Source organism: Marinobacter sp. EhC06, assembly GCF_001650915.1.
Classification (GTDB): domain Bacteria; phylum Pseudomonadota; class Gammaproteobacteria; order Pseudomonadales; family Oleiphilaceae; genus Marinobacter.
In genome coordinates this window covers 871721-895470 of record NZ_LXYO01000023.1, presented here as the reverse complement: position 1 = coordinate 895470, position 23750 = coordinate 871721, and the positions used below count along the sequence as shown (strand labels likewise).

The window sequence follows — 23750 nt, the reverse complement described above, 5'->3', positions numbered from 1 at the left end:
TCAATTAACCTTTCACCGCACCCGCCGTTAGGCCGGATACGATACGACGTTGGAAAATCAGCACCAGCAACACCAACGGCACCGTAACGATGACAGACGCCGCCATCAGGTTGCCCCAGGGCAGCTCGTACTGGGAGCCGCCGGTCAGCAGGGCAATGGCGACAGGCACCGTGCGCTGGTCGTCGGTGAGGGTGAAGGTGAGTGCAAACAGGAACTCGTTCCAGGCGGCGATAAACGCCAGCAGGCCTGTTGTGGCCATGGCTGGCCACATTAACGGGATAAATACCTTGAACAGCGTGGTCATGGGCGAGGCACCGTCAACAATGGCGGCCTCTTCCAGCTCCTTCGGCAACTGCCGCATGAAGGTGGTCAGAATCCAGACCGTGAACGGCAATGTGAAGATGGTGTAGGAGAAGATCAGCGCCAGCGGGTTGTTGTACAGATCCAGGGCCCGGATCACCTCGAACAGCCCGGAGAGCACCGCAACCTGGGGAAACATCGATACCCCGAGCACAATCATCAGCACCGCACTCCGGCCCCGGAACTGCACCCGGCCAAGGGCATAGGCGGCGGTCAGGCCAAATGCCATGGCAATGATCACCGTGGCGAAGGACACCAGCACCGAGTTCCAGATGCTACCCACGAAGGAGCCGTCGCCAATCACCGACAGGTAATTGGAGAAATCGAACGAGCTCATCCACCAGGTCACATCGAACAGCTCGGAACCACTCTTGAACGAGGTCACGATCGCGTAATAGAAGGGGAACACCGTAAACAACAGGATCCCTGCCAGCAGGAGAGCGAAACCGGTTTTCGCCACGATTTTCTTCAGCAGTTTGCGGTTCATGCCTCACCCCCGATCTGTTTGCGGCCAAGGTAGAGATAGCTGATGGTCAGCAGGGCAATGATCAGGAACAGCACCGTGGAAGCCGCCGAACCGTATCCGACATCCTGAAATTCCACCAGCTGCTGTCGGGCGTAGACCGACATGGACATGGTGTCCGCACTGTTGGATGTCAGTACGTAGATCACATCGAATACCCGCAGGGCATCAAGCACCCGGAAAATGATGGCGACCATCAACGCCGGCAGGATCAGCGGCAGGGTGACCTTGAAGAACACCCGAACCGGATGAATGCCGTCCACTTTTGCCGCCTCGTAGCAGTCCGAGGGCAGCATCTGCAGCGCTGCCAGCGTGAGCAGCGCCATGAAGGGCGTGGTTTTCCAGACATCGACCATAATGACCGCCCACATGGACAGATCGGCGTTGGCGGTCCAGTTCAGGGGCTCTGAAATCAGGCCGATGCCCAGCAGCATCTCATTGATGATCCCGAACTGGTCGTGGAGCATCCAGCCCCACATCTTGGCCGAAACAATGGTCGGCACCGCCCAGGGAATCAGGGTGGCAGCCCGGACCCAGCCCCGACCGCGGAACTGGGCATTCAGGGTCAACGCGATGATCAGACCCAGCACGGTTTCCATACCCACCGACACCACCGTGAAGAACAGCGTGTTCCACACTGCATTCCACCAGGTCGGATCCGCCAGCACGCCGTACCAGGCGCCGTTGTCGTAGACCAGGTAGTTTTCGAAGCCCACCAGGCCGTACTCGCTGATATTGGAGAAACTGGCATCGGTGAAGCTGAACCAGATGGTTCGCATCAGTGGCCAGCCCGCCACGGCAGCCAGCACCACCAGCATGGGTATCAGGAACAGCCATGCCGCTCGCAGGCGCTGGCGGCGCACCCGGCTGGCTTGCCGTTTGGCGGGCAGGGCGCGGGCTGGCGACTTGCCGCCCGCGCCCGTTTCTACAGGTGCCGGTGTGGTATGAGCCATGGCCGGTTACCAGCCCCGGCGGCCAAGACGCTGAAGCTGACGCTCCAGACCATTCAACGCCTGCTCTGGCTCCGCCTCGCCAGAAAGCACCTGATGGGTGGCATTGAAGAATGCATTGCTGACCCGGCCGTAGCTTTCACCGGTGACAGAAGAAGGCCTGGGCACACCGTTCTTGAAGGTTTCGAACAGTTCGCCAAAGAAGGGCACTGCGGTGAGAACTTCCTCATCCTCATACAGGCCGGGAATGGTGGGGTTGTAGCTGCCCTGAATCGCCCGCCGTTTCTGCTCCTCGTAGCTGGTCAGGAACCGCACCAGATCCGCCGCTTCGTCCTTGTTGGCGGAGTAGCGGGAAACAGCCAGCTGCCAGCCTCCCAGGGTGCCGGCATGAGTGCCCTGCTCACCACCTCTGGGCAGTGCCACGACGCCGACCTTGTCCTTGACCGGGCTGTCATCGCTCTGCGCCAGGCTCCAGGCGTAGGGCCAGTTACGCATGTACAGCGCATTGCCGGACTGGAACACGCCCCGCGCCTCTTCCTCGGTGTAGTTCAGCACGCTACGCGGGGAGATGTCGTCAATCCAGGTGCTGGCCAGCGCCAGCGCTTCCCGGGCTTGGGGATTGTTAATGGTGACATTGCCTTCGGCGTCCACCACCGTGCCACCGTTATGGGAGGCAACCCACTCAAGAGCGTTGCAGGTGAGACCTTCATAGGCCCTGCCCTGCCAGACAAAGCCCCAGAAGCGGTCATTACCGGCTTCACGCTCACCGGCCATCACCACGCGAGCAGAGTCGGTCAGTTGCTGCCAGGTTTCCGGAACCTCCTGGTCATACTTTTCCAGGAGATCCTTGCGGTAATACAGCACGCCCGCATCGGTAAACCAGGGCATGGCCACCAGCCGGCCGTCCACGGTGTTGTTCTGGACCAGGGACTCGAAGTGGGTATCCTCGGCACCGTTGGTATACTCCGAGAGGTCCACCAGGTGCTGGGCCAGCATGCCGGGCCAGACCACGTCGATCTGGAAGATGTCGACATCCTCAGATTGGGCCGCCAGCAGTTGCTGATACAGCGAAAGGCGTTCAGTCGCCGAGTTAGGCGTGGAAACCACCTTCACCTCGTGGCCGGTCTGTTCGGCCCAGGCCTGGGTGCCTTCCTCACAAAGCTGCTTCTCGGCACCCACGGCACCACAGGAGATGGTGATAGTCTTGGCCTGCACGCCGCCAGCGAAGGCAAACGCCGCCAGGCTGCCGGCCATCCAAAGGTTACGATTGAATCTGGACATGTTAGTCACCTCGGTTTGTTATTGTCGGTTTCAGAACCAGATTTCCATCTGCGTACCAAAGGTCCACTGACCACTGGTAAAGTCTGTTTCCGCGTCACCCAGAGCGTCGCCGCTGGCATAGCCGTCCAGCTCGTCATCCCAGGTGGAGTAGCTGGCAAACACCCGGATCTCCGGCCGGTTCCAGAAGCCGCCGACCTGAGGTTTGAAAGTGGGCGCCACGGTAAACCGGGAGTAGTCACCGTCAACCGCATTCCGACCGGCATAGCCCAGCGGGGTGATATCCATGGTCTGCCAGGAGGCCTCGTACTGCATTTCAAAGTTGCTGCCGATCTCGTGGGCCAACCGGGCATTGAACGTCAGCCACTGATACTCATCCCCCTTGATGTAGCGGTCTTCGCTGGTTTCCGCCAGGATGGCCGGGGCAATGCGCCAGTTCTCGCTCAGGTAAGTGGTACCGTAAATCCCCAGACGAGTGCTGACCGCATCTTCATGCAGATCGCCGTCCGCACCGATGTTCTTGGCCTCGGCACCCAGGCCCTGGCCATGCATCACTGCCACCTTGAAGTTGCCATCGGACAGGCCGAAGAAGTCACCGCCGTGGTAGGCCAGCATAGTGTGAAAACCGGTGTCTGCCGCTTCCTGTACGCCGCCCACAACCCGGGTCTCGTTATCCTGGGCGTTGATGCCGTTGAGCATCCACTGAACGTTGCCGAAATAGTTGTTGGCGGTCAGGATCAGACTGTCGGTGCTTGAGGTTTCGGTTGCTGTCTGCGGGTCGGACGGGAAGTCAATGAAGCTTCTGCCGTAGAGCGAGAAATTGGATTTCACCGATTCGGTGAACTTCACATCGTAAACGCCCGCGCCAAGGCCGGCGAGGAAGATGAAATCGCTGTCGAGCCAGTGAATGTCGAAATTGTCGCGGTCAAACCGTTTACCGGCCCAGATCGCAGAATCCCGGAAGATTCCGGAAAAACCGGCAAGATCACTGAATTCCACGTAGGCCTGACGAACGTTCAGGGCGCCGTCACCGGCAGTCCAGTCGTTACTGGAGGTGGTGGAATCGGCGATCATCAGGCGGTAGTGGGATTTTGTGCCGTTCTCAGCTTCCTGCTTGTAGTTGAGTATTGCCTCAAGGTAAGTGTCGGGCTCGTTACCCAGTCTGCCTACCGCGCCGCCCACAGAACCGGCGGGCGTCAGGTAGGGGCCGCCCGGGGCACTTTGCAGGTCGCCATTCAGCAACAGACCAGAACGTGCGTAGGTATTGAAAGAAAATCCTTCGGCACCTGTGGCCTGGGGCTCGACTTCGGCGAGCTTTTCTTCCAGCGCGGAAAGGCGTTCTTCCACGCTATCCTGGGCCTGGGCGGCCAGGGGCATCGTGGCCAGCAGGCCCATAGAGACTGCCACGGCCAGGGGATTACGGATTGGTGTCTTACCAGAATTCATTTTGTCGGAACCTCGTATTGTTTTTGTAAGGTCTGTTTTTGATGCAATTTATCTGAAACTTAATGCATTAAGACGGTAGCTCAAAAAAATCGGACCAGGGTCCGGAATGAGCACTTAAATGATTAAGTAATGACCAAAGATAAAAGCACAGAATAGCTTCTGCAACCTTTCAGAAGGCTTAATTTCAACTTAAATTATGAGATAGGCGGCCGACGGTTGCCGGCCGCCCGGAATCAGGAATTGCGGGGATCGGTCTCGGCAACCCACGGGTAATCCCTGTGGCTGTCACGATAGGACAACAGGCTTTCCACACCCGAGAAGTCCACCAGATCCCTGAAGTCCAGCCAGTCCACCAGGCAGTACAGACAGATAGCGGGGTAATTCCAGGTTTCGAACTGACCGTCCTCTACCATCGCCGCCAGCGTGCGTAAGGTGGTCATGATCCGCTCACGCTGGAGGTTGTAGAACATCAGGTCTTCGCCGGTATCAATGCCGGACTTCTCCGAGAGCAGCATGGTAACCGCGGAGTCGTTGGCACCATCTACCATGGTCAGCTGGTTCTCCTGGTCCCACGTCAGCGGGTCACGGCCCTGCTTGGCACTGATATAACGGGCGATGATCCGGGAATCATAGATTTCCTGACCGCCGTCTTCGAGCACCGGAATTTTCAGGGTCGGATTATTACGCCGCAGTTCGTCCCGACCTTCACCATAGATATTGAGATTGACGAATTCATAGGGTTCCTCATCCAGCAGGATTCGAATGCGCCGAACGTAGGGTGAAGTGGTGGATCCGATCAATTTCATGGTTTCTCCGAGGATTTCACACTCAGGATCCCAACAGGGATTCAGGGTTTGTGTATGGGTGCCCGGTCGCTTCTGCCACCTCCCTGTAGGTCACCTTACCGGCAGCCACGTTCAGCCCGGCCCTGAGGTGCGGATCTTCCTTCATCGCCCGGTCCGGACCCTTATTAGCCAGGGCCGCCACAAAAGGCAAGGTGACGTTATTCAGAGCCAGCGTGGAAGTACGCGCCACGGCACCCGGCATATTCGCCACGCAGTAATGTACCACACCATCAACAATATACGTGGGATCGTCGTGGGTGGTTGCCCGGGAGGTTTCAGCACAGCCGCCCTGATCAATGGCAACGTCCACGATGACGCTCCCCTCCGGCATGCGACGGATCATGTCACGGGTAATCAGCTTGGGCGCCGAAGCTCCGGGAATGAGAACGCTGCCAACGACTAGATCCGATTCGGTTACCGCCTGGTCGAGGGTCTGGGCCGTGGAAAACAGCGTGGTTATGCGGTTGCCGTAGAGATGGTCCAGGTGTCGGAGTACCTCCATATTTCGGTCCAGAACCGTCACCTGGGCGCCAAGCCCTACTGCCATGGCAACGGCGTTCTGGCCGACGACACCACCACCGACCACCGCGACCCGGGCCGGGCTGACACCGGGCACACCGCCCAGCAGGACGCCGCGCCCACCCATGGCCTTCTCCAGACAGTGGGCGCCGGCCTGGATCGACATACGCCCTGCAACTTCCGACATCGGCGCCAACAGGGGCAAATGGCCCGCACGGTCCGTAACAGTTTCATAGGCTATACAGGTAGCTCCAGACTTCACCAGATCGTCGGTCTGGGCCTTGTCCGGAGCCAGGTGGAGATAAGTGAAGAGGGTGTGTTCCGGCTTCAGCATGGCCCGCTCTTCGGCCTGGGGCTCCTTGACCTTGACGATCAACTCGGCGGTGTCGAAAACCTCCCTCCCGGTATCAATAATCCGGGCCCCTGCCTGGCGATAATCCTCATCAGAAAACCCGATGGCAGCGCCAGCCCCGGTTTCCACAAAAACCTCATGATTGTGGCCACACAGCTCGTGAACCGCAGCTGGCGTCATGCCTACACGGTATTCGCGGTTCTTGATTTCCCTGGGCACGCCGATTTTCATAGACAACCTCCAAAACAGTCCGGGTTCGCGAGTCTCTGACTGTAGTGTAGTCAAAAGGTCCTATACTGGATGGGCAACTGATTGCATCGGTTTACCGGTTCCGGGCGTAGATTTCCGGACAAAAAGACAATCCGACCCCAAAGGAGCAGGACAGATTATGACAACCCTGAAAGCAACAGCGGCAGCCGCAACCCTCTCACTTACTCTGGCAAGCACGCAGGTACTGGCAGAAATGCAAACCAAGACTGTCGAATACAAGGTCGGCGAAACCACCTTCACCGGTTACATGGCCTGGGATGATGAGTTCGAAGAGAAGCGTCCGGGCGTTCTGGTGGTCCATGAGTGGTGGGGCCACAATGAATTCGCACGGGATCAGGCGGAGCGGCTTGCGGCATCCGGCTACACGGCGTTTGCGCTGGATATGTATGGCTCCGGCAAACAGGCGGATCATCCCGATACCGCCCAGAAGTTCATGCAGGAAGCGACCAAGGACATGGACCAGGTCAAAGCGCGCTTCATGAAGGCGATGGAAATCCTGCAGAATCATGAAAGTGTTGATGCTTCGCGCATTGCTGCACAAGGCTACTGCTTTGGCGGCGCAGTCGTCTTGAATATGGCACGCATGGGCGTGGATCTGGACGGCGTCGTCAGTTACCACGGCGCGCTTGGCAGCCCAATCACCGCAGAAGCCGGAACCGTGAAAGCCAGGGTTCAGGTGTACACCGGTGGTGCCGACAAGATGGTTCCCTCGGAGCAGGTCGCCGGCCTGGTGAAAGAGATGCAGCACGCCGAAGTAGACCTCACGCTGGTGAGCTTCCCCGGGGTATTGCACTCCTTCACCAACCCGGGAGCCGACAAGGTCGCCGAGGAATTCGGCATGCCGATTGGCTATGACGAAGAAGCCGCCAACCGCTCCTGGGAAGGCACCATGCGTTTCTACGAGGCCATTTTTGCCCAGTAAAACGGGCAACGCCCCTGAGTCACGGACCCGGCTTGACCGCCGGGTTTTTCTTTTTCAGAGGGAAGACGCGATGCTGTTGCGAACGTCGGTCATCAAATCGTCCAGCGGCAAAGCCCCGGAAGCCATCGGGGGATGGATTACAATCTCAATCTCACCGCTGCTGAACGCCGCACTGCCCTTGGGCAAACGTTGGTGGGAGCCGCAGATGGTTATGGGAAGAATCGGTAGCTGACCATCCTGGGCAATGACAAAGCCACCCTTCTTGAAAGGCAGCAACTTGCCATCCCACGAACGGGTACCCTCCGGAAAAATCAGTATGCTGGTGCCGTCCGGAAGCTGGTCAACACCGCGCTTGATACTTTCCAGGGCGTCGCTGCCTTTGGAGCGGTCGATAAACAGGTTCCGGGACGTTTCCAGAGCCAATCCGAACAGGGGCACCTTACGCAGCTCCTTCTTGATCACCCACCGGTACTGCAGACCGAGGGCGAGCACCAGCGCGGGCGGATCAAAATAGGAAGCATGATTGCTCAGAATCACGTAGCGCTGGCCCGGCTCTATGTTTTCCTTGCCACGCACTTTCAGGCGGATACCGCAAACCTTCAGGATGATCCAGGCGTAGATCTGAGTGCCGTGAAACGCGGCGTCCCCCCGCTTTCCAAGCAGGGCAGCAATCACGATCGGGAAAAACAGAATCAGGGTGAGCAGTATGGCCCAGAACAGGATCCAGGCAGCTTTTAGCAGTCGGAGCATGTAATGATTCCTGGAGATCTCGACTTCCGGTTAAACGAGCAGCAGGCCGGTAAAGATTACACAAAGAGGGGATAATGACAAAAGCGGGGCATCATGCAATGTCTTTTTTCAGACATTAAAAAAGGCAGCCGAAGCTGCCTTTTTGGCGGTTATTGCCGAATCCATCAGGGATTACAGGGCAACAACGTTCTCCGCCTGAGGACCTTTCTGGCCCTGGGTAACGGTAAACTCAACCTGCTGGCCTTCTGCCAGAGTTTTGAAACCGCTGCCCTGAATAGCGCTGTAGTGAACAAAAACGTCCGGGCCGCCTTCACGAGTGATAAAGCCAAAGCCTTTTGCTTCGTTGAAGAACTTAACAGTACCGGTAGTAGTAGACATACTTAAACTTCCTGAAATCAATCATATTATCTGCCGCCTCTCACCTTTATGGTGTCAGGTCGGCGTTTTGCGGAAATACAGAACTCGCGGAATCAAAAACAGGACGGTCACTACTAACTGCGGAGGTACGTCTTATTCATGAAATGCTTTGCTGAATCTTTCCTACGCCCTTCACTCTACTCCTGAATCCGAAGCTTGCCAAGGGTATTTTCAAGAAAATATGTAGGTAGTGGTACCCATCAACCCTTCACCAGGCCGAAGGTGTAAATTCCCAACGCAGTCATGAGGATGGAGCCAACCACGTGAGCCAGAATACCGGTAATGGCCATGGCCCATTTGCCTTCCTGGATTGCGGCAAACATCTCGAGCGAGAAAGTGGAAAAGGTGGTTAAGGCACCGCATAAACCGGTGATGGCGAAAAGTCGCCACTCCGGTGCCAATGTGGTGCCGTGACTGAAGTAGCCGATCAGCAGACCGATTAGCCAGCCTCCGCTGAGATTGGCAACCAGGGTTCCGTAGGGAACGGCATGGTAGGTCGTATTCAGCCACAAACCCAGCGCCCAACGCAGGTTGGCGCCGATCACGGCGCCAACACTGACTGCAAGAAACGACAACCACATGTCAGGGTAGTTCCTTGTCAGGCGGGGTTGTGATCAATCACAGACTCCTTGTTCTGCGCAAAGGCATCAAACGGGAAGTCGTCTACCGTCAGCATCTCCAGAACCACGGTTTCATACTGGCGCATGAAATCGGCCTCTTCCTTGGTGTAAACACCGGCCTCAAGGGCAGCCTCAAAGCGTTCTTCGGGATGCAACGCCGTCATCGGCAGTTCGCCCTTGGCATAGGCCTTGGTTACCTTCCGGTAAAGCTGCTCGGCCTTGTCGTAATCTTTCAGCAGACCGTTGTAACGTGCTACCGGGTTCTCAACGGTACCCTCACCGTTGGTGGTCCACACACTCGCGATCAGCTTGTTGCGGATTGGCGTGTCGGTGGAAATTGCACGGGCCAGCTTGCGGGCCAGATCATCATGGGGGCTGTCCCACCGGCGCCCCAGCGGCATGGTAACACCGCGCAGAACCAACGCCACTGCACGGTTCGGCAGGTTTTGCAGAAACTCATCCAGTGCACTCTCGGTGCGATGCAGCAGCAGGCTCAGGCTGTATTCCATCACTTCCTTCTCACCCTCCACCGGCTGGGTTTCGTGCCAGTTCTTCAGCACCATAGAGGCCAGGTACAGGTTGGACAGCATGTCCCCCAACCGCGCAGAGATAAGCTCCCGCATTTTCAGTTCGCTGCCGAGCGTGGTCATCGCCGCATCGGAGCACAGGCCAAAGGCCGCGCTGAAGCGGGCAACGGCTTGCGCGTACTTGCGACTGGCACTGTCAAATGGAACGTCTGCCCGACCAAGACCCAGAGCCTGGGTGAAGGCGCGAGCGGCATTGCCGAAAATCAGCCCGGCATGACCGAAGAAGGCATCATCAAACGCGTTGATATCATCGTTGTCCTTGGCCGCCAGCTCCTTGAGCACATAGGGATGGCAGCGAATGGCGCCCTGACCGAAGATCATCAGGCTACGGGTCATGATGTTGGCACCCTCAACGGTGATAGAGACGGCAGCACCGCTGTAGCCAATGCCCAGGTAGTTGCGCGGGCCAAGTGTCACTGTCTTGCCACCGTGAACGTCCATGGCATCGGTAAGCACACCACGCTGGAACTCGGTAAGGTGGTACTTCAGGATTGCCGAAGGCACCGCCGGCTTCTCGCCCTTATCAATCATGTTGGCCGTATGGTTTACAGCAGCCTGGGAAATATAGGTCTTGGCGGCAATCCGGGCCAGTGGCTCCTGCACGCCTTCCATATCCGCAACTGGCGTATTGAACTGGCGGCGGATGCGTGTAAAGCCACCGGCGGTGCCAACCGAGTAGGCAGCAGCACCGGCAGCGCCTGAAGGCAGCGTGATGCAGCGACCCACAGACAGGCACTCAACCAGCATGCGCCAGCCCTGGCCGGCCATATCCACACCTCCAATAATGTAATCCAGAGGAATAAAGACGTCTTTACCCTTGATCGGCCCGTTCAGAAACGGACTGCCAATCGGGCAGTGGCGACGGCCGATTTCCATGCCTTTGGTGTCCCGCGGGATGAGGGCACAGGTGATGCCGTAGTCTTCAGTGTCACCCAGCAGCCCGTCCGGATCGAACATCCGGAAGGCCAGGCCTACAACGGTGGCGATGGGCGCCAGGGTTATCCAGCGCTTCTCGAAGTTGAGCCGGATACCGACCACTTCCTTGCCGTCCACCTTCTGTTTGCACACGATACCGGTGTCCGGCAGCGAGGTTGCATCAGAACCGGCGCGAGGACCGGTCAGGCCGAAGCACGGGATCTCACGGCCATCCGCCAACCGGGGCAGATAATGGTTTTTCTGGTCTTCGGTGCCATATTTGACCAGCAGCTCACCCGGCCCGAGCGAGTTGGGCACACCGACAGAGACCATCAGTGATTCATTGGCAGCCAGTTTCTGCAACACCGCTGTCTGGGCCTTGGCGGAAAACTCCAGGCCACCGTATTCCTTCGGGATAATCATGCCGAAGAACTTCTCTTTCTTCAGGAAGTCCCACAGCTCTTTTGGAAGGTCTGCCCGTTCAACGGCAACGTCCCAGGCGTTGCACATGGAGATTGCCTGGGTGCATTGATTGTCCACGAAAGCCTGCTCTTCCTCGCTGAGGCCGGTATTGCGATTAATGAGCAGGTTATGCCAGTCCGGACGACCGGTGAACAGTTCGCCATCCCAGCCGACAGTTCCGGCTTCCAGGGCAACTTTCTCTGTATCCGAAACCTTAGGGGCGACTTTCTTGAACATCGCAAAAATGCGGGGAGTCAGCCAACTCTGACGGAAGCCCGGAAGGCCCGCGGCTGCTGTGATTGCGGCACCAATAAAGAGCAACAGAGCCAGCCAGCCGGAGGCAAAGATGAGGGACAGCAAACCGGTTACCGCCATCACACCGATAGCGGAAGTTGCACCTGACTCGCGCCGCATCACAATCAGCAAACCGGTCAGTGCCACTACAAACAGAATGAAAGTCATCATAGGTTCTCTCTGTCATCCATGGTTCGGAAAATTCGAAGACTACAATTCGTTACGTTTACGGTACCGCATCAGATGAGGGCTGACCAGCAAATGCCGCACAGTCAGCCAGTTACGGCCATCAGACCCTGATTTATGAGGTCACAATCACACGAATACCTTCCAGAGCCAGGCTGGCATGGCCTATGGCCTCTTTCGCCGCCGCGAACTGGTTCCGGAAGAAGTCGATTTCCTCTTCACGGATCGCCGGATTCACTTTCTGCAACGCTTCCAGTCTCCGGATTTCCGGCTCGAAACTGGCTGCGAGCTGCTCAAGTGCCGCTGTTTTCAGGGGTTCCAGGTGAGGCTCAGACAACCGCTCAGCGTGATCCACCATGGTTTCGACCTGGGGCCGTATCTGGGGCACGATTGCCTGGGCCGTGCGCCGGCGGATATTCGAGCACATCTCGTTCAGGCGGTCGTGGGGCAACGCCCCCGAGAGTTCCTTGCCATTCACGTCCACCAGTAGCCGAAGTGGCGAGACCGGTAGGTAGCGGGTCAGCTGCAGGGCTTCTGGCGCCGGGCAGTGCACGGTGAACAGGGCTTCCATCAGCAGCGTTCCAGGAGGCAAGGCCTTGACGGAAAGGCTGGCAAGGGCGGCCTTGCCAAGACCGGAACTGGTGACCGAGTCCATCACCCCGGTAACCATCGGGTGCTCCCAGCTCATAAACGCCAGATCTTCCCGCTCGAGGGCATTGTTTCGATCCCAGGTCACAGTCATCCCATCTTCCGGCAACTCGGCCACATGGCCAGCCTGGTATTGTTCGCCGGGCCGCAGAATATCGGAGTGATCGGCATGGTCTTCGACGTCCACGCCGAGAATGTCAAAGGCTTCCATCATGTAGTCCCGAACCCTGGCCTCGGCTTCTTCGTCTTCGATGGCAGCGATCAGATCCTTTGCCACCTCAGGCCGGCAGGAATTCAGCTCAATCAGGGCATCGCGGCCATTTTGCAGCAGCGTTTTCAGGCGTTTCGCCTCGTTTTCAGAAGCTTTCACCAGCTCGTCGGAGATACTGGCATCACCATCAATAGCCTGCTGCCACTGGGCCTGCACCGTTTCCTGAACCGCAACACCCACGGCGCAGCTTTCGGCGAATGCGTTCAAACCTTCATGAAACCAGCGGAACTGCACCTCCTGGCTGGTATCACGCAGATAGGGAACATGAATATCGATGGCTTCGGTCTGACCGATCCGGTCCAGCCGGCCTATGCGCTGCTCGAGCAAGTCCGGGTTTGCGGGCAGATCGAACAGCACAAGGTGATGGGCAAACTGGAAGTTACGGCCTTCGCTGCCGATTTCAGAGCAGATCAGCGCCTGGGCACCCTGCTCCGTGTCGGCAAAATAGGCGGCGGCGCGATCACGCTCGATCAGGCTCAGGTGCTCATGGAAGGCAGCACTGCGGATGCCGGCCCGCAGCTGGAGATAATGCTCCAGGGCCATGGCGGTCTCGGCGCTGGCACAGATGACAACGACCTTTGCGGGACGCAGGCTGACCAGCTTTTTCTCAAGCCACGCCACCCGCGGATCGTCTGCCAGCCACTGCTCCTCGGGCACCAGTTGCTCGGGGGTCAGCCCCTGAATACCTGAAGCCAGACCTTCGTACATGGCCGGGCAAGCCAATGGCTCCGGATTGGGACGGCGCTCGGGGAATCCCTGAATTGCCGCCCGGGTGTTCCGGAACAGCACCCGCCCGGTGCCATGTCGATCCAGCAAGGCATCGATGACCGATTGCCGTGGGTTGTCTCCGGCCAATAGCTGGTCCAGCTCTTCGCCAAGCCATTCCCGCAGCAGTTTCTGGTCTTCGGCACTGATTTCGGATTCTTCGTCCTGAAGCCGACGGACAACAGCGTTAATCGTCTCGTACTGCTCTTCCTCTTTCCGGAAGGCTTCCAGATCGTGGAAACGGGCCGGATCGAGCAGCCGCAAACGGGCAAAGTGACTGGCAACACCCACCTGCTCAGGGGTCGCCGTCAACAACAGCAAGCCCCGGCTGATCGCCGATAATTCCTCAACGATCTGGTACTCCGGACTGGCCTCTCCCGGGCTCCAGGCCAGATGATGGGCCTCGTCTACAATCATCAGGTCCCATTCGGCCTTCAGGGCATCGTCCCGCGCCTTCTGGCTTTTCTTCAGGAAATCGAGACTGCAGAGCACCAGCTGCTCGCTCTCAAAGGGATTGACCGCGTCTTCGTCGCCAAAAATGTGGTTAACCAGGGCATCAACGTCGCTTTCCTGCTCTTTCAGGGCATCGTAGCGACCCTGATCCACGATGGAGAAACGCAGATTGAAACGCCGAAGCATCTCCACCAGCCATTGATGGGTGAGGGAGTCCGGCACCACGATAAGGGCGCGTTTTGCCCGCCCGGTGTGCAGCTGATAATGCAGGATAAGCCCCGCCTCGATGGTTTTGCCGAGGCCGACTTCATCGGCCAGCAGCACCCGAGGCGCATGACGCCGGGCAACTTCATGGGCAATGTAGATCTGGTGCGGCAGGTGTTGGGTGCGAGCGCCGATCAGCCCCTGGGCGGGGGATGCCCGCAGCCGGTTCATGTGCTGAAGTGTGGCGTACCTCAACCGGAAAGCGCCGTTGCGATCGAACTGGCCCGCGAACAGCCGCTGGTGCGGCGCTGAAAAATTAACCGAGCCTGCAAGTTTTACCTCGGAGATTTCATGCAGGTCGGTACCATCGTCTCCGTGGTACATGAGTACACCACCGATATCCTCGACCGCGCGAACGGTGTACCGCTCGCCGTCAAAGGTCTCAATCTCCTCGCCCAGCTGATAGATGATGCGGGACAGAGGTGCGTTATCAATCGCGTAGGTGCGCTCTTCATCGGCAGCAGGAAACCCGAGGGTCACCCGGCGCCCGGAGATATCCGTGACAATTCCGAGTCCCAGGCCGGTATCACTGTGGCTGACCCAACGCTGACCAATAACAAATTCCGATGTATCCAAGAAACCTCCAGACCAATTAAGTTCTTGTGGCGCCGTTCTCACGCACCCAGTAAGCCGTTGCCCCGCACACCGCCGCCGGCACCACAAACAGGTTCAGCACCGGCACCATGGCGGCCAATGCCACCGGTAAGCCGAACCCGAAGGCAGACAGCCGCGTGTCACCCAGCAAACGACGCAAGGCGGGGAAGCTGACCTTATGGTTGTCTGCGGGATAGTCCACGTATTGCAGGGCCATCATCCAGCTGTTGAAAAGAAACCACAGAACGGCTGCAACCAGGTTAACAACCGGGATCAGGCCGATGATAAGCAGGCCGATGGCACGGGGCAGGTAATACAGAATCTTCTGGACCTCACGCCAGAGTGCGCGGGGAATGTCCTTGATAATGGATGCCCAGCTGTCGTCGGTGTTCACCTCCTGACCGGTCAGATGTTTTTCCGTCAACTCGGCAAGGTAGCCGTAGAACGGGGAGCCAATCAGGTTGGCGACAATCACGAAGCCATAGGCCAACATCAGCACGATGACCGCGCCGTAGAGAATCCAGAACAGCCAATCCAGTGCCTGAAGCCAGGCCCAGTCCGGCAACCACGCCATGGCGGCGGCGATCAGGCCGGCAAAAAGCTCTCCCATAAAGAAGAACAGCAAGCCGAAGAGCAGAATATTGATAATCAGTGGAATAATGACGAACAGCCGCAGGCCGGGCTGACGAATCAGGCGGAAACCTTCACCCAGATAGCCCAGTCCACGAAAAAAATTACCCTTGAGCATAGCTGGCAGGACCTCCGCTTCAATGACAATGACGGGGCGCAAAGCATATCATGTTGGCAACATTCCCACAGCCCGAGAACGCTCAGTGACTTCCCCGATGGATACTTTGAAACAACAAATGACCAGCCTTTTGCAATACCGCCCCCTCTGGCGGGCAGCTTTTGTGGTTTCCGTGCTGGCCATCGGGTTTCTTGCGACAACGGACAATCCTTACCCCATTCCCTCATCATCAAGCGACAAGGTTAACCATCTGATCGCCTTTCTTGAACTCACCATACTGACCCGCCTGGCCTGGCCGGAACTTCGGGCGATCTGGTTTGCACCGGCACTGCTGAGCTTTGGCCTTGGGATCGAAATCATCCAGGCAAACCTTCCCTACCGGGAATTTTCCCTGGCAGATCTGGCAGCAGACGGCGCCGGAATCGCCATCGGCCTCCTTCCCTGGCCCGGCATTCGCAGAGTCGGAAAACCGGATTTGCGAAATTCGCCAGGATCCCTGTGAGATATATCTCACAAAGACGTGAGATCTTGCGGTGACATCACGTGCGCAGTGGTGCGAATACGCCCTTAGGGAAATCCTAACTTACTGATATGTATATTTTATTGGATAATTCAACGCCGACCCCAATCGTAACGGGTGCACAGTTCACACGTTTGTCAGAATCCAATTGGTATAGTGTTTACATCAAGGACGACAGGGAAATGGACGACGCACTGGATGCACCCCGGCATGGATTGCAGGGAGAGGCAAGGACACAGGGACGCCTCGCTTAAGGGATAACTATTCGGATAGCCGGCTCGGATGCCGGCACCACGGAGTGGCTCAAGGATCTCGCAACATGGCTGTTGCCCAATGCGCAAGGATGCGCCGACCTGTTCCGAGAAAGGGTAACCGTATGGTTGCCCTTTATTTTTTTAAGCCCACCGCTTCTGCTTCAGCCTTCCCGCTGGTCACTCCAGCGAGATAGATGCGCACCTTATTGAACTCCTCGAACTCATGCAGATCCGGCCAGGTCCGGGCCTCAATCGTTGTCTGTCTGCGGTAGGCGCTGTCACCCAACACTTTCATCCGCGAATCCGCCAGCAAAACCCGGGGTGCCGCCTCGCGAAAAACTCCGAGCAACGGCCGGTTTTCAGGATCGTAGAGCACATCCGCCGCTGTCACCACGTCCAGATGCTTCGGGCGATCTGCCCAGTCACGGCAAAGGCCAATGGAAACGCCATTGAGAGCCGCGTTGGCACTGGCTGCGTCCAGGGCCGCCGGGTCAATGTCGCAGGCGATGGCCTCCCTTGCTCCGGCCATTGCCGCAGCCACGGCCACTATTCCGGATCCGGAACCGAAATCCAGGACCCGCTTACCCTCGACCCACTTGGGGTTGTCCAGAATCCAGCTGGCGAGCACCTGGCCGCTGGCCCAGCAAAACGACCAATAGGCAGGCTCGGCAACCACCGCCTGAGCTTCTTCATGGGACAAGGGCCCTTCAAGCACCGTCGGATCAAAGAGATACAGGGCGATTCGCTCACAGCCTGCGGGGCGGGACACGGCCACCCGGCCCCGGGCCAGGGTTTTGCGCAGGTGCTGATTCAGACAGTCCTCAGACATGGGGTATCCAACCTCGAATTTCACGGAGGCGCCATTGTACCCATGACCCTGGCGGGAAACAGGGTGCGGCAAGCAGAAAACAGCCATTTCCGCTATACTGCCGCCTCCATCTGACAACTGGTTTACCGCTGAAATGGCAAGCAGACCCGACACCGACGACTACCTTTCCCTGTTCCTGAACGATGTGCCGCTGATGGACGTCCGGGCACCGGTGGAGTTCAGTCGTGGCAGTTTTCCAAAAACCGAAAACGCGCCCCTGATGAACGATGAGGAGCGCCACCGGGTCGGCATCTGTTACAAGGAAAAAGGCCAGGACAAAGCCATCGAGCTGGGCCATCAGCTGGTATCCGGCGACATCAAGGCCCAGCGTATTGAAGCCTGGAAGCGCTTTATTGCCCGCCATCCCGAGGGTTATCTGTTCTGCTTCCGGGGCGGCCTGCGTTCCCGGCTTACCCAACAGTGGATCCGGGAGGCTGGCATTGACTATCCGCTGGTCAAAGGCGGCTACAAGGCACTGCGCCGGTTTCTGATCGACAGCCTGGAAGCGCAGATTGAATCCGGCGAATTCCGGATTCTCAGCGGGCGCACCGGTACCGGCAAGACACGGGTACTGAAACAGCTCCCCAATCCGGTGGATCTTGAGGGCCTGGCCAACCACCGCGGCTCCAGTTTCGGGCGCCAGGTAACGCCCCAACCCTCACAGATCGATTTTGAGAACCGACTGGCCGTAGCCATGCTCAAAGCACGTCACTTCAACGATGGCCCGGTTTACCTTGAAGATGAAAGCCGCCTGGTAGGGCGTTGTGCCCTGCCCGAATCCCTCAAGGATCGCATGGCCGAGTCGCCGTTGCTGATTCTTGAGCAACCCATGGCAGAGCGTGTTGCCATTATCCGGGAAGACTATGTTGAAGGCATGTTCTCGGATTACGTGAACCGCGACGGAGCCGAAGCGGGCTGGCTGAATTTCCGGGACTACCTGTTGAGTGCCATTGATCGCATTCGCAAGCGCCTGGGTGGCGAGCGGCATAAACAGCTGCGCGGCCTGATGGAAGAGGCGCTTGTGCAGCAGGAAGCCACCGGACTGACTGGCGCCCATGACGCGTGGATTCAGGCGCTGCTTCAGGACTATTACGACCCCATGTACGACTACCAGCTGAGCCAGAAAGAGGGCCGAATTCTTGTCCGCGGAGGCCCCAAAACCATTCTTGACTGGGCCAGTGAGCGCTCAATTGCGTAAGCGACTGACTGAACATTTTTACCTGCAATACACGCCCCTGACATTTGTCTGCTATATAGAGAAGTAGACGAATCACGTTGTTGCAGGATTTTGTCCGTTAATCCGACACTTATGAAGAATACCAACGAACAAGGAGTCCTTTATGGAAGATCTATTCGGCGCTGAGGGCGGTGCCTCGGAACTTATGAATCAAGCCATGGCCCTGGTCATGACTTATGCCCCGAAAGTGGTGCTGGCGATTGTCACATTGATTGTGGGCATGTGGCTGATCAACCGGTTTGTAAACGTACTCGATAACAAGCTGGGCAAGAAAGACCCCACCCTGAACAAGTTTCTTTGCGGCCTGATCAGCGTCATCCTCAAGATCCTGCTGCTGATTTCCGTGGCGTCGATGGTTGGCATTGCCACCACATCCTTCATCGCCATCGTCGGTGCTGCCGGTCTGGCCGTCGGCCTGGCGCTTCAGGGCAGCCTGGCCAACTTCGCCGGCGGCGTACTGATCCTGATATTCAAGCCTTTCAAGGTCGGCGATGTCATCGACGCCCAGGGCTACCTGGGCTCCGTCCGGGAAATATCCATCCTTTACACCATTGTCGACACCTTCGATAACCGCCGGATCGTGATCCCGAATGGTCAACTGGCCAACGCCAGCCTGACCAACCTGAGCGCCTATGAGACCCGCCGTTGCGACATGAGCTTCGGCATCGGCTACGGCGATGACATCGACAAGGCCAAGGCCGTCTGCAAGCGACTTATCGAAGAAGACGAGCGCGCACTGAAAGACCCCGAGCCTCTGATCGTGGTTGGCGCCCTGGGTGAAAGTTCTGTCGATCTGACCGTGCGGGCCTGGACCAAGTCCGCCGATCTTTGGCCGTTCTACTGGGACATGCACGAGAAGGTGAAAAAAGCGTTCGACGCCGAAGGCATCAGCATCCCCTTCCCCCAGCGCGATGTGCATATGATTAAAACCGACTGAGATTCGCGATCGGTTTCTCATTGATACATCTGGTTACTCGCAAACTGCGTAACCTCAACTAAGCTGACCATTAATGGCGGGGTTTACCGACCCCGCCAGGCCATCGGGGCCAGGCAATCTGATCAAAACAGGCTCCGGAACGCTGTCATTGCTGGTAGGAGGTTGTCACTATGCCGGTACAGCAGTTGAAGGAATTCCTTGATGAGGCGGGTGTGGAATACATGTGCCTCTCTCACCCTCCTGCGTATACTGCCCAGGAACTGGCCCACCACGTAAAGATTGCCGGCGACCGCGTCGTTAAAACGGTGATCATCGAGCTGGATGGCAAAATGGCAATGCTGGTCATGCCAGCAACCTGGCGAATCCGCTGGGACAGGCTATCACGCATCCTGGACACCGACTTTATCGATCTCGCCGATGAGCAGGAATTCAAAGACCGCTTCCCGGACTGTGAAGTAGGCGCCATGCCCCCCTTTGGCAACCTGTTCGGAATGACCGTGTATTGCGCAGAAGCCTTGACCGAGCAGCCGGAGCTTGCCTTCGCCGCGGGCAGTCACAGCGAATCGGTCCACATGAAAACCGCTGATTTCCTGACCCTTGTGCAACCCATGGTACTGAACCAGGGCTTCAACAAACCGGGAGCCCAGAAACCCGCGTGGCTGGTCAAGGGCCGTCGCCGGCCGGACGACGCTGCCAAGCAGCGGGTATCAGGAATGGCCGGGTACTAAGGCTTTTCTGGCCGGCTTGATCCCGGTCTCTTGTCTGGCTGCCGCCATCGCGTAAACTGGGGGCATCAGACAGGAAACCGATATGACTCAAGCCTTTGATATTGTGGTAGTTGGTGCCGGCATGGTCGGTGCTGCCCTCGCCACTGGCCTCGGCCAGAATGGCTTCCGCGTTGCCCTGGTTGACCGGGCTCCGCCGCCCGCCTTTGATCCAGACAGCGCCCCGGATATCCGGGTTTCTGCCCTCAGCGCCGGCAGCGAGCGCTATCTTCAGAGCCTGGGCACCTGGGACCATATACTCCGCATGCGGGCAACGCCCTACAGACGCCTGGCCGTGTGGGATGAAACCCGTTATCCACTGCAGAATCTGGTGCCCAGAAAGCTGGCTGAAGTTCAATTCGACGCCACCGAGCTGGGGGCACAGCACCTGGGGCATATTGTCGAAAACTCGGTGACCCAGCAGGCACTCTTGCAAACTGCCGAGGCCTGCCCCCAGGTGACCCTGTTCCACGGTCAGGGTGTGGCCTTACTGGCGCAGTCCGGTGATACAGCGACGGTCACCCTGGATGATGGCCGAGAGCTGGTCGCAACCCTGGTGGTTGGAGCCGATGGCGCCCAGTCGCGAATTCGCGACCTGGCCGGCATCGGCACCACCCGGAACCAGTATGACCAGCAGGCAATGGTCATCTCGGTACGCTATCAAGGGCCAGTCGAGGACATTACCTGGCAGGGCTTCCACCCCTCCGGCCCCCGGGCCTTCCTGCCCCTGCACAGCGCTGGCCCGGAACATCCCGGCGAAAGCTGGGGCTCACTGGTCTGGTACGATTCACCCGAAGAGCTGGCGCGCCTGAAATCGCTGGACGACAACACGCTGATGAGCGAGATCCAGTCGTCGTTTCCCACGAGCCTGCCACTGCTGACCCACATCGACAGCAAGGCCTCGTTTCCCATTGCCCGCCAGCACGCCAAACACTACCACGCCGGGCGAGTGGTCCTGGCCGGCGATTCAGCCCACACCATCAACCCGCTGGCTGGCCAGGGAGTGAACCTGGGCTTCCAGGATGCGCAAGCCCTTCAGGCAGCCCTCAAAGAGGCCAAGCGCGCCGGTGACGACCTGGCCGATTCGAAATGGCTGAACCTGTACGAACAACAGCGCCGGCCGGCGAACCGCAGAATGATGCTGACCATGGATCTGTTCTACCATCTGTTCAGCAACAAGATTCCACCGATCCACCTTCTGCGCAACCTCGGCCTCGGCGCCGCCCGGGCCCTGCCCTTCGCCCGCAACCGGGTGGCCCGATACGCCATGGGCATCGACGAGGAACTGCCGGCCGTCGTGAGACAGATAACCTCCCGGATTCCGGGCCTGAATCAGCTTTAGAGCGAAACAACAATCCCAAGGACAAGTGAAAAGGAGCCACCATGTCAGAGACGATTTTCACCAAGATCATCAACCGCGAAATCCCCGCAGACATCCTCTACGAAGACGACATCGCCCTGGCGTTCAGTGACATCAACCCGCAGGCGCCTGTGCATTTTCTGGTCATCCCCAAGAAAGCCATCGCCACCATCAATGACATTACCGAAGAAGATCGGGAGTTGGTGGGGCATCTGTATCTGGTGGCAGCGAAGATTGCCAAAGAGAAGGGGTTTGCCGACGACGGCTATCGCGTTGTCATGAACTGCGGGGAAAATTCGGGGCAAACGGTGTTCCACATCCACTTGCACGTCCTTGCCGGCAAGCCGCTGGGCTGGCCTCCGTATACCGATAAGATGAAGCAGGCCTGATTGCTTTAGACCTATGGGGAGGGCCGGCATGTGGTGCGGCTTTCCGGGACACGCTCGAGCCGTCCCTGGTCGCTTGACTTTCGCCATCCATGGCGAAAGACAGTCCCGGAAAGCCGCACCACACGCCGGCCGGTCAAACCACACAGTTAGGCGTGCTTAGTAACTACCAAATACTACTGATAGGCAGCACCAAGGTTTGAACGGAGGGGCTGGTCCGGGCTTTCCAGACTGTCTGTGGCCATGGATGGCCACAGCCAAGCCCTACAGGGACGTACTTGCGGGCGTGTCTGGAAAGGCCGGACCAGCCCCGCCAGCCACCCAAGTCAAACGATCAGCGACCTACGACTTTCTCAGCCTCTTCCACCGGCGTATGACGAACGTCCTCACCTTTGACCATGAAGATCACGTTCTCGGCGATGTTGCACGCGTGGTCACCTACCCGCTCCAGGGCACGGAGCACCCACATTACGGACATGCACCGTGAAATGTTGCGGGTATCTTCCATCATGAACGTCAGCAGAGTACGGGCCGCTGCCTGATATTCCTCATCGACGCGCTTGTCTTCCTTCATGATCCGCAGTGCCTGCTCGGAATCCAGCCGGGCAAAGGCGTCCAGGGCATCGTGAAGCATGCTTAGCACGTGGGTACCGATGTGGCGCACTTCCACGTAGCCGCGGGGGGCCTGGCCCTCTTCCTGCAGTTTGATAGCCAGTTTGGCGATTTTCTTGGCTTCGTCACCCACACGTTCCAGATCGGCGACCATCTTGATGACCGAGATGACCAGACGCAGATCCCTTGCCGTCGGCTGGCGACGGGCGATGATCAGGGTGGCTTCCTCGTCGATCTCCACTTCCATCTTGTCGACTTTCTTGTCGTTGGCGCGGATCTCGTCAGCCAGATGGCCATCGCCATCCACCAGCGCCTGAATGGCATTCTCGACCTGGGCTTCTACCATGCCGCCCATTTTCAGAAACTCGGTCTTGAGCTCCATCAGTTCGTCATTGAACTTATGGGAGATATGATCCCCGTAAACGTCGTCCTTCTTAGTAGGCATACTGTTCTTCTCCAAAATTCCTCAGGTCCGGAATCAGCCGAAGCGGCCGGTGATGTAGGACTCGGTCAGTTCATGTTCCGGCGAGGTGAATACCTTGTTGGTCTCGTTTACTTCCACCAGGTGCCCCAGGTGGAAGTAGGCCGTACGGTGGGATACCCGGGCCGCCTGCTGCATTGAGTGGGTCACGATAACGATCGTGTAGCTCTCGGACAGTTCGGCAATCAGTTCTTCCACTTTCGCCGTGGCAATAGGATCCAGCGCCGAGCAGGGCTCATCCATCAGCACAACTTCAGGGCTCACTGCAATCGCACGGGCAATACACAGACGCTGCTGCTGGCCGCCAGACATACCGGTTGCATTGGCGTCCAGGCGATCTTTAACTTCTTCCCAAAGACCGGCCTTACGGAGGCTATTCTCCACGATTTCATCGAGATCCGATTTGCGATTGGCCAGCCCGTGGATGCGGGGGCCGTAGGCCACGTTGTCGTAAATGGACTTGGGGAACGGGTTGGGTTTCTGGAACACCATTCCAACCCGGGCTCTGAGTTCAACCACGTCACGCTTTGGATCATAAATGTCGTGGTCGTCCAGGTGCAGGGACCCCTTCACACTACAGATATCAATGCTGTCGTTCATGCGGTTCAGACAGCGCAGGAAGGTGGATTTGCCGCAACCAGACGGTCCGATAAAGGCGATGACTTCGTTACGGCCAATATCCAGGCTGATTTTCTTGATCGCCCGGGTGTCTCCGTAGAACACGTCGACATCGCGAAGCTTGAACTTCGGATCATCGGCGAACGGTTTGCCAACCGTTTTGCCTTCCTCGATGACGGTCTCCGCCGGTTTTTCATCTGAAATTGGCACTACCGCTTCTTCAGGTTGACCAACTTCACTGGTAATCGTTGTGTTGACAGTATTCATTCAGATT

The 23750-nt window shown here is 57.9% G+C and carries 22 protein-coding genes; 7 read left to right on the top strand and 15 right to left on the bottom strand.

The annotated features are described in order from the left end of the window. Window positions 1-4: 4 nt before the first annotated feature. The 6 genes from A8B84_RS13935 to ald form a co-directional block, all read right to left on the bottom strand. Window positions 5-847, bottom strand: a complete 843-nt coding sequence (locus tag A8B84_RS13935) for a carbohydrate ABC transporter permease (protein ID WP_064229739.1) — start codon at window positions 845-847, stop codon at window positions 5-7. Beyond that, a complete protein-coding gene (locus A8B84_RS13930) occupies window positions 844-1836 on the bottom strand; it encodes a carbohydrate ABC transporter permease (RefSeq protein WP_064229738.1) in 993 nt (330 codons plus the stop codon). The genes A8B84_RS13935 and A8B84_RS13930 overlap by 4 nt, the downstream gene beginning before the upstream one ends. Before the next feature lie 6 nt (window positions 1837-1842). Further along, entirely contained in the window at window positions 1843-3087 is a 1245-nt protein-coding gene (locus A8B84_RS13925) for an ABC transporter substrate-binding protein (protein WP_230706431.1), read from the bottom strand. Between the two features lie 57 nt (window positions 3088-3144). Beyond that, complete coding sequence (locus tag A8B84_RS13920) at window positions 3145-4557, bottom strand: carbohydrate porin (protein ID WP_064229736.1); 1413 nt, start codon at window positions 4555-4557, stop codon at window positions 3145-3147. A gap of 233 nt (window positions 4558-4790) precedes the next feature. After that, window positions 4791-5363, bottom strand: coding sequence for a glutathione S-transferase family protein (locus A8B84_RS13915; RefSeq protein WP_064229735.1), 573 nt, complete (start codon window positions 5361-5363; stop codon window positions 4791-4793). 22 nt (window positions 5364-5385) lie between these two features. After that, window positions 5386-6504: an alanine dehydrogenase gene (ald, locus tag A8B84_RS13910; RefSeq protein WP_064229734.1), complete on the bottom strand. Its 1119-nt coding sequence runs from the start codon at window positions 6502-6504 to the stop codon at window positions 5386-5388. Window positions 6505-6661: 157 nt separating this feature from the next. On the opposite strand from ald, the gene A8B84_RS13905 reads away from it, so the two are divergent. Continuing rightward, window positions 6662-7465: a dienelactone hydrolase family protein gene (locus tag A8B84_RS13905; RefSeq protein WP_064229733.1), complete on the top strand. Its 804-nt coding sequence runs from the start codon at window positions 6662-6664 to the stop codon at window positions 7463-7465. Between the two features lie 54 nt (window positions 7466-7519). Here A8B84_RS13905 and A8B84_RS13900 read toward each other — a convergent pair whose 3' ends face one another. The 6 genes from A8B84_RS13900 to cysZ form a co-directional block, all read right to left on the bottom strand. After that, the gene (locus A8B84_RS13900) at window positions 7520-8215 is read right to left on the bottom strand and encodes a lysophospholipid acyltransferase family protein (RefSeq protein ID WP_064229732.1); all 696 of its coding nucleotides are present in this window, start codon (window positions 8213-8215) and stop codon (window positions 7520-7522) included. 171 nt (window positions 8216-8386) lie between these two features. After that, window positions 8387-8593, bottom strand: coding sequence for a cold-shock protein (locus tag A8B84_RS13895; protein WP_008172950.1), 207 nt, complete (start codon window positions 8591-8593; stop codon window positions 8387-8389). Between the two features lie 239 nt (window positions 8594-8832). After that, window positions 8833-9213, bottom strand: a complete 381-nt coding sequence (crcB, locus tag A8B84_RS13890) for a fluoride efflux transporter CrcB (RefSeq protein WP_064229731.1) — start codon at window positions 9211-9213, stop codon at window positions 8833-8835. Window positions 9214-9230: 17 nt separating this feature from the next. Continuing rightward, on the bottom strand, window positions 9231-11681 hold the full coding sequence (locus A8B84_RS13885; protein ID WP_064229730.1) for an acyl-CoA dehydrogenase: 2451 nt from the start codon (window positions 11679-11681) through the stop codon (window positions 9231-9233). Window positions 11682-11811: 130 nt separating this feature from the next. Next, window positions 11812-14673 (bottom strand): RNA polymerase-associated protein RapA, encoded by a 2862-nt coding sequence (gene rapA, locus A8B84_RS13880; RefSeq protein ID WP_064229729.1) that lies wholly within the window; start codon window positions 14671-14673, stop codon window positions 11812-11814. A 16-nt stretch (window positions 14674-14689) separates the two neighbouring features. Further along, window positions 14690-15439 carry a sulfate transporter CysZ gene (gene cysZ, locus A8B84_RS13875; protein WP_064229728.1) on the bottom strand — a complete coding sequence of 250 codons (750 nt, stop codon included), beginning with the start codon at window positions 15437-15439 and terminating at the stop codon, window positions 14690-14692. Window positions 15440-15557: 118 nt separating this feature from the next. Here cysZ and A8B84_RS13870 point away from each other — a divergent pair, with 118 nt between their 5' ends. After that, window positions 15558-15941 carry a VanZ family protein gene (locus A8B84_RS13870; RefSeq protein WP_227512837.1) on the top strand — a complete coding sequence of 128 codons (384 nt, stop codon included), beginning with the start codon at window positions 15558-15560 and terminating at the stop codon, window positions 15939-15941. 405 nt (window positions 15942-16346) lie between these two features. Here the strand turns inward: A8B84_RS13870 and A8B84_RS13865 are convergent, their stop codons facing one another. Next, window positions 16347-17042 carry a class I SAM-dependent methyltransferase gene (locus A8B84_RS13865; protein WP_064230108.1) on the bottom strand — a complete coding sequence of 232 codons (696 nt, stop codon included), beginning with the start codon at window positions 17040-17042 and terminating at the stop codon, window positions 16347-16349. 133 nt (window positions 17043-17175) lie between these two features. Here A8B84_RS13865 and mnmH point away from each other — a divergent pair, with 133 nt between their 5' ends. The 5 genes from mnmH (at window position 17176) to A8B84_RS13840 (ending at window position 21768) form a co-directional block, all read left to right on the top strand. Beyond that, window positions 17176-18279 (top strand): tRNA 2-selenouridine(34) synthase MnmH, encoded by a 1104-nt coding sequence (gene mnmH / locus A8B84_RS13860; RefSeq protein WP_064229727.1) that lies wholly within the window; start codon window positions 17176-17178, stop codon window positions 18277-18279. Window positions 18280-18421: 142 nt separating this feature from the next. Next, complete coding sequence (locus A8B84_RS13855; protein WP_064229726.1) at window positions 18422-19255, top strand: mechanosensitive ion channel family protein; 834 nt, start codon at window positions 18422-18424, stop codon at window positions 19253-19255. A gap of 170 nt (window positions 19256-19425) precedes the next feature. Beyond that, the gene (locus A8B84_RS13850; RefSeq protein ID WP_064229725.1) at window positions 19426-19983 is read left to right on the top strand and encodes an aminoacyl-tRNA deacylase; all 558 of its coding nucleotides are present in this window, start codon (window positions 19426-19428) and stop codon (window positions 19981-19983) included. Window positions 19984-20065: 82 nt separating this feature from the next. After that, entirely contained in the window at window positions 20066-21361 is a 1296-nt protein-coding gene (locus A8B84_RS13845; RefSeq protein ID WP_064229724.1) for an FAD-dependent monooxygenase, read from the top strand. 41 nt (window positions 21362-21402) lie between these two features. Beyond that, window positions 21403-21768, top strand: a complete 366-nt coding sequence (locus A8B84_RS13840) for a histidine triad nucleotide-binding protein (protein WP_064229723.1) — start codon at window positions 21403-21405, stop codon at window positions 21766-21768. Between the two features lie 331 nt (window positions 21769-22099). Here A8B84_RS13840 and phoU read toward each other — a convergent pair whose 3' ends face one another. Both phoU and pstB read right to left on the bottom strand, forming a co-directional pair. Further along, on the bottom strand, window positions 22100-22822 hold the full coding sequence (gene phoU / locus A8B84_RS13835; RefSeq protein WP_064229722.1) for a phosphate signaling complex protein PhoU: 723 nt from the start codon (window positions 22820-22822) through the stop codon (window positions 22100-22102). A 33-nt stretch (window positions 22823-22855) separates the two neighbouring features. Beyond that, window positions 22856-23743: a phosphate ABC transporter ATP-binding protein PstB gene (gene pstB, locus A8B84_RS13830; RefSeq protein WP_064229721.1), complete on the bottom strand. Its 888-nt coding sequence runs from the start codon at window positions 23741-23743 to the stop codon at window positions 22856-22858. Window positions 23744-23750 lie beyond the last annotated feature (7 nt).